This window comes from Streptomyces sp. GESEQ-4, from assembly GCF_017948455.1.
GTDB lineage: Bacteria > Actinomycetota > Actinomycetes > Streptomycetales > Streptomycetaceae > Streptomyces.
The window spans coordinates 202,533-218,207 of sequence record NZ_JAFFSU010000014.1 but is presented as its reverse complement, the minus strand read 5'-3'; the positions used below and the strand labels follow the sequence as shown (position 1 = coordinate 218,207).

16 protein-coding genes are annotated in these 15,675 nt (G+C 71.6%); 4 read left to right on the top strand and 12 right to left on the bottom strand.

Annotated features, from left to right (window positions below):
* Positions 1-144 precede the first annotated feature (144 nt).
* Positions 145-903, bottom strand: coding sequence for a TIGR00730 family Rossman fold protein (locus tag KCH48_RS26290; protein WP_210577204.1), 759 nt, complete (start codon positions 901-903; stop codon positions 145-147).
* 100 nt (positions 904-1,003) lie between these two features.
* Positions 1,004-2,083, bottom strand: coding sequence for a succinyl-diaminopimelate desuccinylase (dapE, locus tag KCH48_RS26285; protein WP_210577203.1), 1,080 nt, complete (start codon positions 2,081-2,083; stop codon positions 1,004-1,006).
* Between the two features lie 84 nt (positions 2,084-2,167).
* Here dapE and KCH48_RS26280 point away from each other — a divergent pair, with 84 nt between their 5' ends.
* Both KCH48_RS26280 and KCH48_RS26275 read left to right on the top strand, forming a co-directional pair.
* Positions 2,168-3,166, top strand: a complete 999-nt coding sequence (locus tag KCH48_RS26280; RefSeq protein ID WP_210577202.1) for a heavy metal transporter — start codon at positions 2,168-2,170, stop codon at positions 3,164-3,166.
* Positions 3,167-3,520: 354 nt separating this feature from the next.
* Complete coding sequence (locus tag KCH48_RS26275; RefSeq protein WP_210577201.1) at positions 3,521-3,970, top strand: ATP-binding protein; 450 nt, start codon at positions 3,521-3,523, stop codon at positions 3,968-3,970.
* A 163-nt stretch (positions 3,971-4,133) separates the two neighbouring features.
* Here the strand turns inward: KCH48_RS26275 and KCH48_RS26270 are convergent, their stop codons facing one another.
* Positions 4,134-5,273: a bifunctional succinyldiaminopimelate transaminase/glutamate-prephenate aminotransferase gene (locus KCH48_RS26270; protein ID WP_210577200.1), complete on the bottom strand. Its 1,140-nt coding sequence runs from the start codon at positions 5,271-5,273 to the stop codon at positions 4,134-4,136.
* Between the two features lie 107 nt (positions 5,274-5,380).
* The gene (gene fdxA / locus KCH48_RS26265; RefSeq protein WP_003985062.1) at positions 5,381-5,701 is read right to left on the bottom strand and encodes a ferredoxin; all 321 of its coding nucleotides are present in this window, start codon (positions 5,699-5,701) and stop codon (positions 5,381-5,383) included.
* Positions 5,702-5,841: 140 nt separating this feature from the next.
* Here fdxA and KCH48_RS26260 point away from each other — a divergent pair, with 140 nt between their 5' ends.
* Complete coding sequence (locus KCH48_RS26260; RefSeq protein ID WP_210577199.1) at positions 5,842-6,891, top strand: GNAT family N-acetyltransferase; 1,050 nt, start codon at positions 5,842-5,844, stop codon at positions 6,889-6,891.
* Positions 6,892-6,908: 17 nt separating this feature from the next.
* Positions 6,909-7,760 carry a transglutaminase-like domain-containing protein gene (locus tag KCH48_RS26255; protein ID WP_210577198.1) on the top strand — a complete coding sequence of 284 codons (852 nt, stop codon included), beginning with the start codon at positions 6,909-6,911 and terminating at the stop codon, positions 7,758-7,760.
* Between the two features lie 90 nt (positions 7,761-7,850).
* Here the strand turns inward: KCH48_RS26255 and KCH48_RS26250 are convergent, their stop codons facing one another.
* From KCH48_RS26250 to KCH48_RS26215, 8 genes are all read right to left on the bottom strand, one after another.
* Positions 7,851-8,465: a response regulator transcription factor gene (locus tag KCH48_RS26250; RefSeq protein ID WP_210577197.1), complete on the bottom strand. Its 615-nt coding sequence runs from the start codon at positions 8,463-8,465 to the stop codon at positions 7,851-7,853.
* Positions 8,462-9,634: a sensor histidine kinase gene (locus KCH48_RS26245; RefSeq protein WP_210577196.1), complete on the bottom strand. Its 1,173-nt coding sequence runs from the start codon at positions 9,632-9,634 to the stop codon at positions 8,462-8,464. The genes KCH48_RS26250 and KCH48_RS26245 overlap by 4 nt, the downstream gene beginning before the upstream one ends.
* On the bottom strand, positions 9,631-10,371 hold the full coding sequence (locus KCH48_RS26240; protein WP_210577195.1) for an ABC transporter permease: 741 nt from the start codon (positions 10,369-10,371) through the stop codon (positions 9,631-9,633). The genes KCH48_RS26245 and KCH48_RS26240 overlap by 4 nt, the downstream gene beginning before the upstream one ends.
* On the bottom strand, positions 10,368-11,282 hold the full coding sequence (locus KCH48_RS26235; RefSeq protein ID WP_210577194.1) for an ABC transporter ATP-binding protein: 915 nt from the start codon (positions 11,280-11,282) through the stop codon (positions 10,368-10,370). Before KCH48_RS26235 ends, KCH48_RS26240 begins: the two co-directional genes overlap by 4 nt.
* Positions 11,283-11,377: 95 nt before the next feature.
* Positions 11,378-13,951: a hypothetical protein gene (locus KCH48_RS26230; protein WP_210577193.1), complete on the bottom strand. Its 2,574-nt coding sequence runs from the start codon at positions 13,949-13,951 to the stop codon at positions 11,378-11,380.
* Between the two features lie 162 nt (positions 13,952-14,113).
* The gene (locus tag KCH48_RS26225) at positions 14,114-14,524 is read right to left on the bottom strand and encodes a DUF6113 family protein (RefSeq protein WP_210577192.1); all 411 of its coding nucleotides are present in this window, start codon (positions 14,522-14,524) and stop codon (positions 14,114-14,116) included.
* Positions 14,521-15,369, bottom strand: coding sequence for an N-acetyl-1-D-myo-inositol-2-amino-2-deoxy-alpha-D-glucopyranoside deacetylase (gene mshB / locus KCH48_RS26220; RefSeq protein WP_210577191.1), 849 nt, complete (start codon positions 15,367-15,369; stop codon positions 14,521-14,523). Before mshB ends, KCH48_RS26225 begins: the two co-directional genes overlap by 4 nt.
* Before the next feature lie 23 nt (positions 15,370-15,392).
* A complete protein-coding gene (locus tag KCH48_RS26215; RefSeq protein ID WP_210577190.1) occupies positions 15,393-15,587 on the bottom strand; it encodes a hypothetical protein in 195 nt (64 codons plus the stop codon).
* Positions 15,588-15,675: the final 88 nt, after the last annotated feature.

The following is a 15,675-nucleotide window of genomic DNA, read 5'->3' as shown; positions in this document are numbered from 1 at the left end:
CCCCCGCCGCCCCTACCCGTCCCATCCTGAAGGGGCTCCGCCCCTTCGACCCCGTTTCGGGGGCCAGCCCCCGGACCCCCGCTCCTCAAACGCCGGAGGGGCTGGAAAGCATCAGCCGCCGGAGGGGCTCAGACAATCAGCCCGCTACCGTCCCGCCTCCTTCGACACCAGCGCCACCGCCTCGTCCACGTCGTCCGTCACGTGGAAGAGCATGAGGTCCTTTTCGGAGGCCTTGCCCTGGGCGATGAGGGTGTTGGTGAGCCAGTCGATGAGGCCGCCCCAGTAGGCGCTGCCGAAGAGGACGATGGGGAAGCGGGTGACCTTCTGGGTCTGGACGAGGGTGAGGGCCTCGAAGAGTTCGTCGAGGGTGCCCAGGCCGCCGGGGAGGACCACGAAGCCCTGGGCGTACTTGACGAACATCATCTTCCGGACGAAGAAGTAGCGGAAGTTGAGGCCGATGTCGACGTAGGGGTTGAGGCCCTGTTCGAAGGGGAGCTCGATGCCCAGGCCGACGGAGATGCCCTTGGCCTCGCATGCGCCCTTGTTGGCTGCCTCCATGGCGCCGGGGCCGCCGCCCGTGATGACCGCCCAGCCGGCCTCCACCAGGCCGCGACCCAGGCGGACGCCCGCGTCGTACTCCGGTGAGTCCACGGGCGTACGGGCGGAGCCGAAGACGCTGATCGCGGGCGGGAGTTCGGCGAGGGTGCCGAAGCCTTCGATGAACTCCGACTGGATGCGCAGGACGCGCCAGGGGTCGGTGTGGACCCAGTCCGAGGGGCCGCCGGCGTCCAGCAGCCGCTGGTCGGTCGTGCTCGCCGTGACCTGACCCCGCCGTCGGAGGACCGGTCCCAGGCGCTGCTCCTGAGGTGGCTGCTTCTTGCCCTCGGGGTTCCCGGTAGCCATGTGCGCTCCCTCCGCTTGCGGTCTTTCCACCTCAGCGTAGATCCAGGCTGGTTACGGACGGGGGACATCGGCATGTCCGCCGCCCGCATCCGCCGCGTCGTCACGCCGTCAGCCAGGCCTTCAGACGCTTCTCCCCCGCCAGGATCTTCGCCGTCTCCACGCGCTCGTCACGCTTGTGGGCCAAGTGCGGGTTCCCCGGGCCGTAGTTCACCGCGGGGACACCCAGGGCGCTGAAACGGGAGACGTCCGTCCAGCCGTACTTGGGCATCGGGGTGCCGCCGACCGCCTCGATGAAGGCCGCGGCCGCCGGATGGGAGAGGCCGGGGAGGGCGCCGCCGCTGTGGTCGTCCACCACGAATTCGGTCACCCCGCAGTCCGCGAACACCTCGTGGACGTGGGCGATCGCCTCCTCCTCCGTGCGGTCCGGTGCGTAGCGGAAGTTGACGGTGACGACACATTCGTCCGGAATGACGTTTCCGGCGACGCCGCCCGAGATGCCCACCGCGTTCAGGCCCTCGCGGTACTCCAGGCCGTCGATCACCGGGTAGCGCGGCTCGTAGGCCGCCAGCCGCGCCAGGATCGGGGCCGCCGCGTGGATCGCGTTCGAGCCCATCCAGCTGCGCGCGGAGTGGGCCCGCTCGCCGCTCGTCCTCAGCAGCATCCGCAAGGTGCCCTGGCAGCCGCCCTCGACCTGCCCGTCCGACGGCTCAAGGAGCACGGCGAAGTCGCCCTCCAGCCAATCGGGGCGCGCCTCGGCCACGTGCTTGAGACCGTTGAGCTCCGCCGCCACCTCTTCGTTGTCGTAGAAGACGAAGGTCAGGTCGCGGTTCGGGGAGGGGACGGTGGCCGCGATGCGCAGCTGGACCGCGACGCCCGACTTCATGTCACAGGTCCCGCAGCCCCACAGGACGCCGTCCTCGTCCAGCCGCGACGGGACGTTCTCGGCGATCGGCACCGTGTCGATGTGGCCGGCGAGGATCACGCGCTCGGCGCGGCCCAGGTTCGTACGGGCGACGACGTTGTTGCCGTACCGCTCGACCGTCAGGTGCGGCAGGGCGCGCAGAGCGGCCTCGATCGCGTCGGCGAGGGGCTTCTCGGTGCCGCTCTCCGAGGGGAAGTCGACGAGCTGCGCGGTCAGCCGCGCGGCGTCCAACGTGAGGTCAAGCAGGGTATCGGCCATGGACTCGACCCTAACGCGCCAGGCCTTCCGCCCACTTTCCCCACCGGACCCATACCCCCCAGTAACCTCAGCTACCTTGTAGGAATGCCAGCGCCATCCCCTACTCGACGACGCCGCGGCCGCCTCTTCCGTTTCGGGGCGGCCTTCGTGGTCCTGATGTCCCTCGCCGGTTATCTCGTGATGCAGTACATCACCGGCGGTACCGGCACACCGGGTTGCAAGGTGGTGTCGGACCAAGGCGACGGGACGACGTACGAGTTCACGCCCGAGCAGGCGGTGAACGCGGCGACGATCACCGCCGTCGGCACCGCGCGCGGCGTGCCCGAGCGGGCGGTGGCGATCGCGCTGGCGACCGCGATCCAGGAGTCGGCACTGCGCAACATCGACCACGGCGACCGGGACTCGCTCGGCCTGTTCCAGCAGCGGCCCTCGCAGGGCTGGGGCACGCAGAAGCAGATCATGGACCCGACGTACGCGGCGGACAAGTTCTACGAGCATCTGGTCAAGGTCCCCGACTACACCCGCCTCCCGCTCACCGTGGCCGCGCAGCGCGTGCAGCGCAGCGGCTTTCCGGACGCCTACGCCAAGCACGAGCCGGACGCCGCGCTGCTCGCCGCCGCTCTCACCGGACGCTCGGCGGCCACCCTGACCTGTGCGGGACGCCCGGGGGCCACCCCCGCGGAAGGGACCGAGGCGGTACGGTCCGCGTTCGCCCGGGACTTCGGCGGCGAGGAGCTGGAGCCGGCCGGCGCGGTGGTGAGCGACGCGGCGGCGGCGACGCCCACGTCCTCCCCGAGCGTCGAGAGCAACGGACGGACTCTGACACTGCCCGTGACCGACGACTCCGACGACTCCGACGACGGCACCCGGCGCAGCCTGACGCAGCGCGGCTGGCAGCTGGCGCACTGGGCCGTGGCCAACGCCTCCGAGCTCCATATCGAACGCGTCTCCTACGCCGGGCGGGTGTGGACCGCCGGGAACACGGACAGCCGGTGGCGGCCGGAGGTCGGCGCGGGCGCCGCCGGTGCGGAGAAGGGCACGGCGGACACGGCCGACTCGGTCCGAGTCGTGACCGCGCAGTAGTACGGCAGGTCACCCGCGGGAGTTATGCGCGGCACGCCCGGGCGACGGTGTGCTCAGGTTTTCGCGCCGTCACCCTCGTATCCGCCAAATCCCTTGAGGACAAAGGGCTGTAAGGATTCGGCAGAGTTTTGAGCGGGGCACCCGTTTGCCCGTTTTTATCCGCAGCCGATAATGCGACGCATTGCCAACTCTTTACGTTGTCCCGCCGCAACCTTCGCGGGCTTCGAGCGGTAGTCACTGCGTCCGAGCCCGCTCGGTCAACCACCGCAGGCCGACGGCCAGTCGGTCGCGGAGGGGGATCAACTGCCGGGCAAGGTCGGACACTCCAACGTTCTCTCCCGTCAAAGGAGCATTATGTCCCTCCCCCTGACCCGCCGGATCGCCCGTACCGCGCTGCTCGTCGCAGCGGGAGCGGCAGCCGGGGTCGGTGCGGCCGGCTCCGCCAGCGCGGCCCCCGAACTGCCGGCCACCCCGAACCTCGGCGGGCTGACCGCCCTGGACGGGGCGAGCGTCGGCGACAGCGTCGACGGTGCGGCGCAGCACGTCACCGGGCTCGCGGGTGAAGCCGGCAGCAACGCGGTCAAGAACGCGGTGCCGGCCGCGGGCAAGACCGGCGGCAAGGCGGTCAAGAAGGCGACGCCGGCGGCGCAGAAGACCGCCGGGGACGCGGCCGGTTCTGCCGGGGCCCTTCTCGGTGACGCGACCGCTGCGGCGGCGGACAGTGGCGTGTCGACGGGGTCCCTCACGCAGGGTGGGCTGCCGGCTGCGCCGTCCGTGCCTGTGAAGGGCCTGCCGATCGGCTAACCGCCTGGGTTTGGCCGCGACGGGGTCCAGGGACGTTTCCTGGGCCCCGTCGCTTTTGCGTGTCTACGTCGGCAAGGGCTGGGGCGTGTTCAGCCGGTGCCCGGCGCTGCAGGCTGTGCCCACCCGTTCCGCCCTGCGGAACGATTGCCCACAGCCATGCCTCTCAGAGGCGCTGTACCGCCGCCCGTACCCTTTCGTCCGTCGCTGTCAGAGCCACTCGTACGAACCTTTCGCCTGCCTCGCCGTAGAAGTCGCCCGGTGCGACCAGGATGCCGAGGGTGGCGAGGTGGGCGAGGGTGTCCCAGCAGGACTCGTCTCTGGTGGCCCAGAGGTAGAGGCTGGCCTCGCTGTGTTCGATGCGGAAGCCGTGGGTGAGGAGGGCGGTGCGGAGGGACTCGCGGCGGGCGGCGTAGCGGTCGCGCTGGATGCGGACGTGCTCGTCGTCGGAGAGGGCGGCGATCACAGCGGCCTGGGTGGGCGCGGAGGTCATCATGCCGCCGTGCTTGCGGATCTCCAGGAGAGGGCCGAGGACCTCCGGGTCGCCGGCGAGGAAGGCCGCTCGGTAGCCCGCCAGGTTGGAGCGCTTGGAGAGGGAGTGGACGGCGACGATGCCCTCGTACGAGCCGCCGTTCACGTCCGGGTGCAGGACCGAGACCGGGTCGGCCTCCCAACCCAGCTCCAGGTAGCACTCGTCGGAGAAGAGCAGGATGCCGTGCTCGCGGGCCCAGGCGACGATCCGGGTCAGTTCGGCCTTGGACAGCACCTTGCCCGTCGGGTTGGAGGGCGAGTTGAGCCAGAGGAGCTTCAGGTTCGCCGGGTCCAGCGTCGTCGGGTCGTCGTACACCTCGTACTCCGCCCTCGCCAGACGGGCGCCGACCTCGTACGTCGGGTACGCCAGGCGCGGGTAGGCGACCCGGTCGCCGGGGCCGAGGCCCAGCTGGGTCGGGAGCCAGGCGACCAGTTCCTTGGAGCCGACGATCGGCAGGACGTGGTGGTGGGTGACCTCGCGGGCGCCCAGCCGGCGCTCCACCCAGCCGGTGATCGCGTCGCGCAGCTCGGGCGTGCCCCAGACGGTCGGATAGCCCGGGGAGTCGGCCGCGGCGATCAGCGCTTTCTGGATCAGCTCGGGGACCGGGTCGACCGGGGTGCCGACCGACAGGTCGACGATGCCGTCCGGGTGGGCGGCGGCCGTCTTCTTGTACGGCGCCAGCTTGTCCCACGGGAAGTCAGGAAGGCGGTCGCGAAGCGACTCGTTGGAAGGGCGGTGGCGGGCGACGGGCGGGGGGTCGGAGACTGCGGACACGGTGCTCGGCTCACTTTCTTCGGTACGGCAAACGCCTCGGCCCCGTACGGCGATCAAGGCGATCAGGCCGTACGGGACCGAGGCGGCGCGAGTGACGCGGGCCGCTCTCAGCCGTTCTGCGGCGGCAGCGCGGCGATGAAGGGGTGATCGCGCTCGATCAGGCCCAGCTTGCTCGCGCCGCCGGGGGAGCCGAGCTCGTCGAAGAACTCGACGTTCGCCTTGTAGTAGTCCTTCCACTCCTCAGGAGTGTCGTCCTCGTAGAAGATCGCCTCGACCGGGCAGACCGGCTCACAGGCACCACAGTCGACGCATTCGTCCGGGTGGATGTACAAGGACCGGGAGCCCTCGTAGATGCAGTCGACCGGGCACTCCTCGATGCACGCCTTGTCCTTGACGTCGACACAAGGCTGCGCGATGACGTAGGTCACGCTGTCGTTCCTCCTCGATAGGGCGCTGGCGGGCCTCCTCAGGCTCCGCCGCCTGGCGCGCGGGAGCGCGGCGTCGTCGATGCCCGCACCTAGTATCTCCGTTCTTGGGCATGATCCGAACAGGAGGGGTGAACTGACCTGTGGAAATCTCCGCGGCCGGGCGCCTTGAGATCCGTATCACCACTGCTGACGTGGGCAAACGCGTATCGGTGCGGTGCTTGAGCACGCGTGGAAGCGCGCACGAGAAATTCACCGACACGGTGGGTGTTCTCACATCATGGGACACCGGTGAACTGGTGATCACGCGGCGGGACGGACAGTCCGTCCGGATTCCGGAGTCCTCGCTGGTGGCGGGCAAGGTGGTGCCCACCGCACCCGCCCGCCGACGCGGTCCCGCCGCCTCGTACGAGGAGCTGGCCCACGTCGCCGCCCGGGCCTGGCGGCCGGTGGAGAGCGAGCGGCTCGGCGAGTGGGAGCTGCGGGCCGCGTCCGGGTTCACCCGGCGGGCCAACTCCGTCCTGCCCCTCGGCGACCCCGGCCTCCCGCTCGACGAGGCGCTCACCGTCGTACGGCGGTGGTACGGCGACCGTGGGCTGCCCGCGTACATCCAGACCGCGACCGGGGCCGAGGGCACGCAGGAGCTGCTGTGCGCCGAGCTGGAGCGGCGCGGGTGGGCCCGGGAGGTGACGGCCGAGATGTGGATCGGCGGGCTTGCGCCGGTCGCCGACCGGGCGGCGGGGGCCGGGGTCGTGCTGTCCAGGGCTGCCGATGCCCAGTGGCTGGGGCGTTATCAGCGCAAGGGCGTGAGTGAGGTGGCGCTGCAGGTGCTGGGAAGCGGGCCGTCGGTGTGGTTCGCGACGGTGCCCGGTGCGGGCGGGGCCGCGCCCGCCGCCATCGGGCGGTTGGTCGTGGACGGGCGGTGGGCCGGGTTCGCCGCCGTCGAGGTCGATCCCGGGCGGCGGCGGGAGGGGCTGGCCACCGAGGTCATGGCCGCGCTGGCCCGGCAGGCCCTCGACGAGGGCGCGTCGGCTGCGTGGCTGCAGGTCGAGGCGGACAATGAGGGGGCGCGGGCGTTGTACGGCGGGATGGGCTTCGGTGCGCATCACTCGTACCACCACTACCGCGAGCCGGCCTCGGACGAGGTCGCGACGGACGAGGCGAACGACACCGGCCGGTACGGATCGCCGTGAGAGGGCACGAGCCAGCTATGCGTCCCCCCTACCCTCCCCCGCCGGAACGGTCCGCCGAGCTGCGGCGGCGGTTCGCCGAAGAGGCACGTTCCGAACGGCCCGATCTGTCGACGCTCTGCCTCCTGGTCGGCGCGGAGGCGGACGGGGCGCTGGACGAGGCCGGGATCGACGCGGCGCAGATCGAGCTGGACGAGTTGGCGGGGCGGCTGCCGTTCCGGCCCGGGGGGCCGCGGGCGTGGGCGGTGGCGTTGCGGGAGCTGCTCGGGGAACGGTGCGGGTTTCGCGGCTCCGCCGCGGACTATCGGCGGCTTGAGTCGTCGTTGCTGCATGAGGTGCTCCGGCGGCGGCGTGGGTTGCCGATTCTGCTGTCGGTGGTGTGGATGGAGGTGGCTCGGCGGGCGGGGGCGCATGTGTACGGCGTCGCGTTGCCGGGGCACTTCGTGGTCGGGGTCGGGGACGCGGAGGAGCAGGTGCTCGCTGATCCCTTTGACGGGGGGCGGGTGTTGAGCGGGGGTGATGTGGAGTTGATGGTCGCGGGGGCGACGGGGGCCGCGCTGCATCCGTCGATGTTGGCGCCGGCCGATCCGTTGGAGGTGGTCGTGCGGATCCTCAACAACGTGCGGGCCTGGGCCGCGGCTCGGCCTGAGCGGTCGGATGTGGCGTTGTGGGGGGTGGAGTTGTCGCTGCTGCTGCCTTCGCATCCGGCTCGGTTGCGGTATGAGCGGGCGCAGTTGCTGGTGCGGCGGGGGGAGTTTCTCCGGGGTGCGGCTGAGTTGGAGGCGTATGCGGAGGTGATGGGGGCGGTTGATGAGGGGGCGGCTGTGAAGGTGCGGGGGCAGGCGCATGCGGCTCGTGCGATGTTGAACTGAGCCGGGTGCGGGTGCGGGTGCGGGTGCGGGTGCGTGGGGGCTGGTCGCGCAGTTCCCCGCGCCCCTAGGGACGCTGCCCCTGGCCTGCGTTCAGAGCCAGCCTTTCTCCCTCGCGATCCTCGCCGCCTCCGCCCTGTTCCGTACCGCCAGTTTCTGGATCGCCGTCGACAGGTAGTTGCGGACCGTGCCCTGCGACAAGTGCATGGCTGCCGCCAGCTCCGCGTTCGTCGAGCCGTCCTCCGCCGCTCGTAGCACCTCTCGCTCGCGGTCCGTCAGGGGGTTCGCGCCCTCCGCCAGTGCCGCTGCCGCCAAGGTCGGGTCGATGACGCGCTCGCCCGCCAGTACCTTGCGGATCGCCTGCGCCAACTGGGCTGCCGGGGCGTCCTTGACGAGGAAGGCGTCGGCGCCGGACTCCATGGCGCTGCGGAGGTAGCCGGGGCGGCCGAAGGTGGTGAGGACGACGAGTTTCACGGCCGGGAGTTCCCGGTGGACCTGGGCCGCCGCCTCGATGCCCGTCATGCCCGGCATCTCGATGTCCAGGAGGGCCACGTCGATGTCGTGGGCGCGGGCCGCCGCCAGTACCTCGTCGCCTCGCGCCACTTGGGCGACGACGTCGATGTCGTCCTCCAGGCCCAGCAGTGCGGCCAGTGCCTCGCGGACCATCGACTGGTCCTCGGCCAGCAGGACCTTGATCGTGCGGCTCATGGGCCGGATCCTACGTCGGTGGTCCGGCCGGCGGGGGCCCGGGCGATCAGGCGGAAGCCGTGGCCGACGTGGCCTGCCTCGAGGCTGCCGCCCGCCTTCTCCAGGCGCTCGGTGAGGCCCGTGAGGCCGTGGCCGGGGCTGCTGCCGGGGCTGCCGGAGCCGTCGTCTTCCACGGAGAGTTCGAGTATCGGACCGTCGAGGGTCTGGCGGCGGAGGAGTCGCACCGTGCAGCGGTGGGCGCCGCTGTGCCGTACGACGTTGGTGACCGCCTCGCGCAGGGCCCAGGCGAGGGCGGTCTCGCTGTCCTCCGGGATGCCGGTGAGGTCGGTGCGGCCTGGGTCGGCGGGCGGCAGGTCGGCGGTGATACCGGCGGTGGCCAACGCGACCTGGGCGCCTGCCAGTTCAGCGGAGAGGCGGGGGCGGCGGTAGCCCGACACCGCCTCGCGTACGTCGACCAGGGCCTGGCGGCTGACGTGTTCGATGTCGGCGACCTGCTGGGCCGCCTTGTCGGGGTGGGCGGGGAGCATACGGCCGGCGAGTTCGCTCTTCAGCGTGATCAGCGACAGGGAGTGGCCCAGCAGGTCGTGCAGGTCACGGGCGAGGCGCAGGCGTTCCTCGTTGGCGGCGAGTTGGGCGACCGTGGCGCGGGCCTCGCGCAACTCGATGGTCGTACGGACGAGTTCGCGGATGCCGGTCATGGAGTAGCCGCCGAGGAGGGCCGGGAAGAGCAGTCCCGCCAGGTAGGACGTACCGCCGGGGACGGCGAGGGCGACGCCGGTCAGCAGCGCGGACACGGCCGGGATGGTCCAGCGGGCGAGGTGGAAGGGGAGGGCCGCGCCGGACGAGATCGCGACATACACGAACAGGACGAGCCACTCGCGGCCCAGGGTGAGGGAGAGGACCGTCGACTGGGCGGCCAGCACAGCCACCGAGGCGAGGACCACGCCGTTGGTCTCGCCGCGTCCGGTGCGGAAGATCAGGGCGAAGTACCAGGCGACGAAGGCGACCAGGCCGATCCAGCCGAGGACGCGGACGCCGTCGCTGTGGCCGCCGTGCAGCAGGTCGGAGACGGGCGCGCTCAGGTAGGCGAGCCAGATGCCGATCCACAGCAGCTTGACGGCCTTCTGCCGGCGGTTCTGCGGGCGCTGCCCGATGCCGATGCCGCTCACGCCTTCAGCGTGTCCTTCCGGTACAGCCAGGCCGCGCCGCCGGTGAACAGGGCGAAGAAGACGGCGAGGACGGCGATGTCCTCGGCGTGCGGCGCCTGGCTCTGCTCGATCGCCTGCCCCAGGGCAGCGTACGCGTGCGTGGGCACCCACTCGGCGATGTCCTGCAGCCAGTCCGGGAAGGTCGTCGTCGGCATCCACAGACCGCCGAGGATGGACAGCCCGAAGTACGTGATCATCGTGATCGGGCGGACCGCGTCCCCGCTCGCGAGATAGCCGATGGCCACGCCGAGCGCCGCGAAGACGAGGCTGCCGGCCCAGATCGCGCCGGTCAGGGCGAGCCACTGCCAGGCGTCCAGCCGTACACCCTTCACGATCGCGGCGACCACGAAGACGATCACGATCGACGGCAGACTCACCACGGCCGCGCTCGCCGTCTTCGCCAGGACATAGCCGCGGCCCGGCAACGGCGTCAGCCGCAACTGCCGTACCCAGCCGCTCTCCCGCTCCTTGGCGATGCGCTCGCTGTTGCCCATGAGGACGGCGGTGAGGGCGCCGAAGGAGGCCATGGAGACCATCATGTACGTCGGGAGCGTCAGGCCCGTCCCGTCGACCTTCGTGGTGCTGTCGGCGCTGCCCGCGATGAGCAGGAAGAGGACCGACGGGTACAGCACGGAGAAGAACAGGAACTTGCGGTTGCGCAGGGCGCGGGTCAGTTCGAGCCCGATGAGACTGTTCATCGCGTACGGGCCTCCTCGGCCTCGGTGATGGCCACGAACGCCTGCTCCAGGCCGAGCCCGGCGACTTCGAGGTTGCGGGGGTAGGCGCCGAGGCCGTAGAGGGCGTGGACGGTGGCGTCGGCGTCGGCGGACTGGATGCGGACGGTGTGGCCGGACACGTCGAGACGCGTGAGGAAGGGCAGCGCCCGCAGCGCGGCCTCGTCGAGGGAGCCGTCGGAGAGGTCGAAGGAGATCCTCCGTGCTCCCGCCTTCGCCTTGATGTCGGCCGCCGTGCCGTCGGCCAGCAGCCGGCCCCGGTGCAGCACCAGCACCCGGTCGGCGATGGCGTCGGCCTCCTCCAGGTAGTGCGTGGCGAAGAGCACGGTCCGTCCCTGGTCGGCCTGCTCGCGCATGGTCGCCCAGAAGGCCTGGCGGGTGGTGACGTCCATGCCGGTGGTCGGCTCGTCCAGGACGATCAGGTCGCTGTCGCCGGCGGTCGCGAGGGCGAAGCGGACGCGCTGGGCCTGGCCACCGGAGAGCTTGTTGACCTTGCGGTCGGCGATCTGCGCGATCCCGGCGCGGGCGAGGACGTCGTTCGCCGGGTACGGCCTCGGGTGCAGCGCGCAGGCCAGCCGTACCAGCTCCGCGACCGTGACCTCATCCATCAGCCCGCCGCTCTGCAGCATCGCCCCCACCCGCCCGGCGACGATGGCCTCACGCGGCCCCGTCCCGAACACCCGGACCGTGCCACTGTCGGGCTGCTTGAGGCCGAGCAGCAGATCGAGCGTCGTCGACTTACCGGCTCCGTTGGGCCCCAGCAGCGCCGCGGTCTCCCCCGGGCGCAGGGTCAGACTCAGTCCGTCCACGGCCCGCACGGTGCCGTATACCTTGCTCACCTGGTCGAATGCGACCACCGAGGATGTCGTAGTCATACGGCCATGGTGGCTTCGGGCGTGCCGACGCGGGCAGTGTCGGCCGTCCGGAGTGCCGCATGACGGATGTCATGTCAGGCGGCACTCGTCGCGGGTCAGCTCCCGTTGGTCTCGATGGCCACGGTGCGCTCCGCCTCCGTCTTACCGCGCAGAGCCTCGCGCAGCGCGGCGACGACGACCTGCGGCGAGACGTCACGCTCCCCACTCGCGGTCTGAACCTTCACGCCGTCGAAGGTGGTTCCGTACGCCTCCTGGAGCGCCTTGAGGTCGTACGTTTCCACGAGCTTGCCGTCGACGGCCTTGAAGCCGAGGATCTTCGGCAGCGACACGGGGCCGAAGTCGATGGGCTGCCTGCCGCCCGTGATGGTGACGATCTGGGACATCGCGGGCTCCGCGAACTCCTTCATCACCCGGTCGACCTCGGCGTTCGAAACCGTCGGCTGCTGGGTCGTGGTCGGCAGCTCGACCGGAGTGGCCTTGCCCGTCTCCACCTGGTCGCGGTACGCCTCCTCGACCGCGTCGGTCGACTGGCCGACGGCGATGCCCTTGCCCGCCTTGCCGTAGACGGGGACGGCCTTGCCGGACTCGAACTTGATCGTGCCCTCGGTCACCGAGCCGGCGCCGCCCGCGGCGTCCTCCAGGGCGGCCTTCAGCTTCTCCTCGTCGACCGGCATGACCGGGTCGACGACGCGGTGGTTGCCGAAGAGCGAGCCGATGACGGAGACCGGGTTGTAGTCGCTCCCCGCGGCCGCGCGGACGGTGGCCTGCTCGTCGAACTGGAGGCCCGCCTGGTCCGGCTTGAGCGACACGGTCTTGCCGTCGACGGACAGCTTCAGCGCCTGGTTCGTACGGTCGCCGAAGGCGTCGTCGAGCTTCTTGACGGCGTCGTCGCGCGTGCCGCCGCCGATCTCGACGCCGAGCACGGAGGTGCCCTTGGGTACGTCCGAGTGGTTCATCAGCAGGCCGGCGCCGTAGGCGACACCGGCGACGACGAACACGCCGACGCCGACCAGGGCCAGCTTGTTGCGGCCCTTCTTCTTGGGCGCCGCCGCGGGCGCGGCCTTCTTCTCGTCCGGCTCGGGCAGCTTCGGGGGCGTGTGCGGCAGCGGGCCGTCGGGGTGCGTGCCGGGCGCGAACGGGGAGTTCGCGGCGCCGGGCGGCACCACGGGGATGCCGCTGGTGACGGTGTGTCCGGAGACGTTGTCCGGGGCGGGGTAGCCCTGCGCACCCGGCTCGGGAACGTGCTTCTGCGGAGTGAGGATCGCCGTGTCGTCACTCAGACCGCCGCCGGGACCGAGCCCTCCGGGACCGGAGCCAGGAGCGCCGATGCCGGCCTGGGGGACGCCGTGAGGGGGAGTACCGGGACCGCCGGGGCCACCGAGGCCGCCGGAACCAGGGCCGCCCGGGCCACCGGGACCGCCAGGACCACCGGGACCGCCAGGACCACCGGGGCCGGTGAACACGCCCGGAGTGCCGGACGGGCCGCCCGGACCGCCGTAGCCACCGGACGCATTGCCCGCGCCGCCTCGACCGCCGCGCCCGTCGCCCGGACCGCCGAAGTCGCCGCCCCGGCCGCCCGGAGCGCCGAAGTCACGCCCCGAGCCGCCCGGCGCTCCACCGAATCCGTCCGGACCGTTGCCGGGACCACCACCGAAGCCGTCGGGACCGTTGCTGGGCCCGCCACCGAAGCCGTCCGGGCCACCGCCCGGTCCGACGCCGATCGGCGGCACCATCGGGCCGTCGCCGGTGACCGGACCGCCGGTCGGGCCCGCGGGGCCCTGGGGTCCGCCGGGGCCGCCACGGCCGCCCGGTCCGTTGAAGCCGCTCGGCCCGCCGGGACCCGCGGGGCCGGCCTGACCGTTCTGGGCGCCGTAGCCGCCCGAACCGCCTTGGCCGGTGCGTTCGTTCTCCGAGAAGTACGGCAGGTCGTCGCGGGTCGGTTCGCCGTCGCCCGAACCCGGACGCGCCCCGTTGCCCCGCGGCCCGGCCGCCAGCGCCTCGGTCACGTCGAAGGAACCGGTGCCGCCGCCGTGGCCGGGGGCGACGGGTCCGCCGGTGGCGCCGGACAGCCCGGCGCCGTTCGTGGAGCCGGGCCGGGATCCGCCCGGCACGCCCATGGAGCCGACCACACCACCGGGCCGACCGGTACCGGCACCGCCCGGACGCGGACCGCCGGGAGCGCCCGTACGACCGGGAGCGCCCGCGCCCGAACCACCGGACGGTGCGCCCCCGTTGGAGGAGGGGCCACTCGGACCACTCGGACCGGCCTTGCCCTTGGAGGTCGGGCGTGGCGCGAACCAGTCGCTCGTCTTCTCCTCGGCACCCGGCTGGGGCGCCGTGGGCTCGGCGGGAGCCTCGACGGTGCCCGCGCCCATGGACGTGGCGGAACCGGGCCCCGGCGCAGGGGCGTCCGTGTCGTCCGCGGTGCCGGAGTCCGCGACGGGTGTGCGCACGACGACCGGCGGAATGGGCCGTGACCCGGGGATGTTGATCCGCACCCGGGTCGTCAGCGTGGTCTCGGTCTTGCGTTCCTCCGGCTGCGTGGCCGCGCGGCCCGTGTCCGGACCGTCGCCGGAGACCGCGGGGGTCCCGTACGGCGGCGTGCCCGAGGGGTAGGCGGCTCCGCGCCCGTTGGGCCCGGAGGACGGACTGTCAGTTTCACGACTCAAGGCAGGTTCTCCCGGTTGGCTCCGCCGCCCGTTTCGACCTCAACACAGTTCGGGCGGCTCGGCGGCGGCCACCACCATACTGGCCACTTCCGGCCCGTATCCCACGACCGCCTCGGAAACCCACACGGGACCAACACGAGCAAGAAACGGCGAAGTGTTACGTCATTTCCCAAGTCGGGCGGGGCCTCCGCCCGGTTGCCGCCCCGGGCCAAGGGTGGCGCAGATCACAGCCACAGCCATACCGCCGAGCAGGAAGAGATAGGAGCCGCCTTCCGCGGCGAACACGAAGTCGCCCTCGGGACGGCTGGCGGTGAGCAGGATGACGGCGAGCATCCAGCCGCCGGCCGGCGCGACGGCCCCGCCTCTGCTGCGCGCGGCGAGCGCTCCGCCGAGACAGGCCCCGGCCTCACCGGCGAGAGCGAGCAGCAGCCCGCCCGGCATCCACGCGGACTGCACCAGCGCCCCGGCCACGCCGACGACCGCGCCGAGCACGAAGAGGCCCAGATAGGCGGCGGCCCGCACGGCGGACGGGCGGTGCATGGGCTGGGCGAGCATGGAGCCCTGCTGGGTCATGACGCCTCCTCGATTCCGGCGAACAGGTCGGTCTCTCCCGGAACGGCGGGTTCCCCCTGGACCAGTTGGTAGTACTCCGTGGTGAAGAGGGGCTGCGCGAGTTCGTTGGAGAGCGCGAAGTAGGGCTCGGCCACGTCGATCTGCGTGGCGTGCGCGCGCATCGCGGCGGCCTTGGCGGCGGCGTACGGGGTGCCGTCGATCGCGGTGGTGACCTCTGTCTCGTCCACCACACCCGGTACGTCGTCGACGGCGGCCGACTTGTCGAAGGGCAGGCCGGGCAGGTCGTCCTGGAGCCGGGCGAAGGCGGCCTCGGCGACGGGGCGCGGTACGCGGTTCCAGTAGACCTTCCGAATGCCGAGGCCGGTCTGCTCGGCGGCGCGCATGGCCACCCGGTGGGCCTGGATGTGATCGGGGTGCCCGTAGCCGCCGTTGCTGTCGTAGGTGACGAGAACCTGGGGCCGTACCTCGCGGATCACCTCGACGAGATGGGCGGCGGCCTCGTCGACGTCCGCCTGCCAGAAGCAGGCGGGGTCGTCGTTGTCGGCCAGGCCCATCATCCCGGAGTCGCGGTAGCGGCCGGGGCCGCCGAGGAGACGGAAGTCCGCGACGCCGAGCTCGGCCATGGCGGCGGTGAGCTCGCGCTGCCGGTACTCGCCGAGGGCGGTGCCGGTCAGGTGGCGCAGTTCGGGCGGGATGACCTCGCCGAGTTCACCGAGGGTGCAGGTGACCAGGGTCACCTGGGCGCCCTCGGCGGCGTACTTGGCCATGGTCGCGCCGTTGTTGATCGACTCGTCGTCCGGGTGCGCGTGCACCAGCAGCAGACGTCGAGCGGGCAGGTCCGTCATGGCACCCACCCTAAAGGTGTGGATCAGAACTTGATGCTGCTGATCATCCCGGCAAGGTTCGTCGTCAGCTCGTCGATGGTGGGAGCGACGGTCGAGGAGGCGAGATAGAAGCCCAGCAGCACGCAGACGACCGCGTGTCCCGCCTTGAGGCCTGATTTCTTGACCAGCAGGAAGACGATGATCGCCAGCAGCACCACCGCCGAGATCGAGAGTGCCACGGCGGCTCACCTCCAGTCAGAGCAGGGCACCTTGTAAATCCATACGACAGCCAGCAGGTTCATACCCACGCGACGCCAGTGATCATAA

What these genes read in the sequence shown, in the direction of transcription:
- KCH48_RS26280 (WP_210577202.1), top strand. Translation starts at nt 2,168, where the DNA reads ATGCCAGCGCCATCCCCTACTCGACGACGCCGCGGCCGCCTCTTCCGT.
- KCH48_RS26290 (WP_210577204.1), bottom strand. Translation starts at nt 903, where the DNA reads ATGGCTACCGGGAACCCCGAGGGCAAGAAGCAGCCACCTCAGGAGCAG.
- KCH48_RS26240 (WP_210577195.1), bottom strand. Translation starts at nt 10,371, where the DNA reads ATGAACAGTCTCATCGGGCTCGAACTGACCCGCGCCCTGCGCAACCGC.
- KCH48_RS26255 (WP_210577198.1), top strand. Translation starts at nt 6,909, where the DNA reads ATGCGTCCCCCCTACCCTCCCCCGCCGGAACGGTCCGCCGAGCTGCGG.
- KCH48_RS26275 (WP_210577201.1), top strand. Translation starts at nt 3,521, where the DNA reads ATGTCCCTCCCCCTGACCCGCCGGATCGCCCGTACCGCGCTGCTCGTC.
- dapE (WP_210577203.1), bottom strand. Translation starts at nt 2,083, where the DNA reads ATGGCCGATACCCTGCTTGACCTCACGTTGGACGCCGCGCGGCTGACC.
- KCH48_RS26225 (WP_210577192.1), bottom strand. Translation starts at nt 14,524, where the DNA reads ATGACCCAGCAGGGCTCCATGCTCGCCCAGCCCATGCACCGCCCGTCC.
- KCH48_RS26235 (WP_210577194.1), bottom strand. Translation starts at nt 11,282, where the DNA reads ATGACTACGACATCCTCGGTGGTCGCATTCGACCAGGTGAGCAAGGTA.
- mshB (WP_210577191.1), bottom strand. Translation starts at nt 15,369, where the DNA reads ATGACGGACCTGCCCGCTCGACGTCTGCTGCTGGTGCACGCGCACCCG.
- KCH48_RS26250 (WP_210577197.1), bottom strand. Translation starts at nt 8,465, where the DNA reads ATGAGCCGCACGATCAAGGTCCTGCTGGCCGAGGACCAGTCGATGGTC.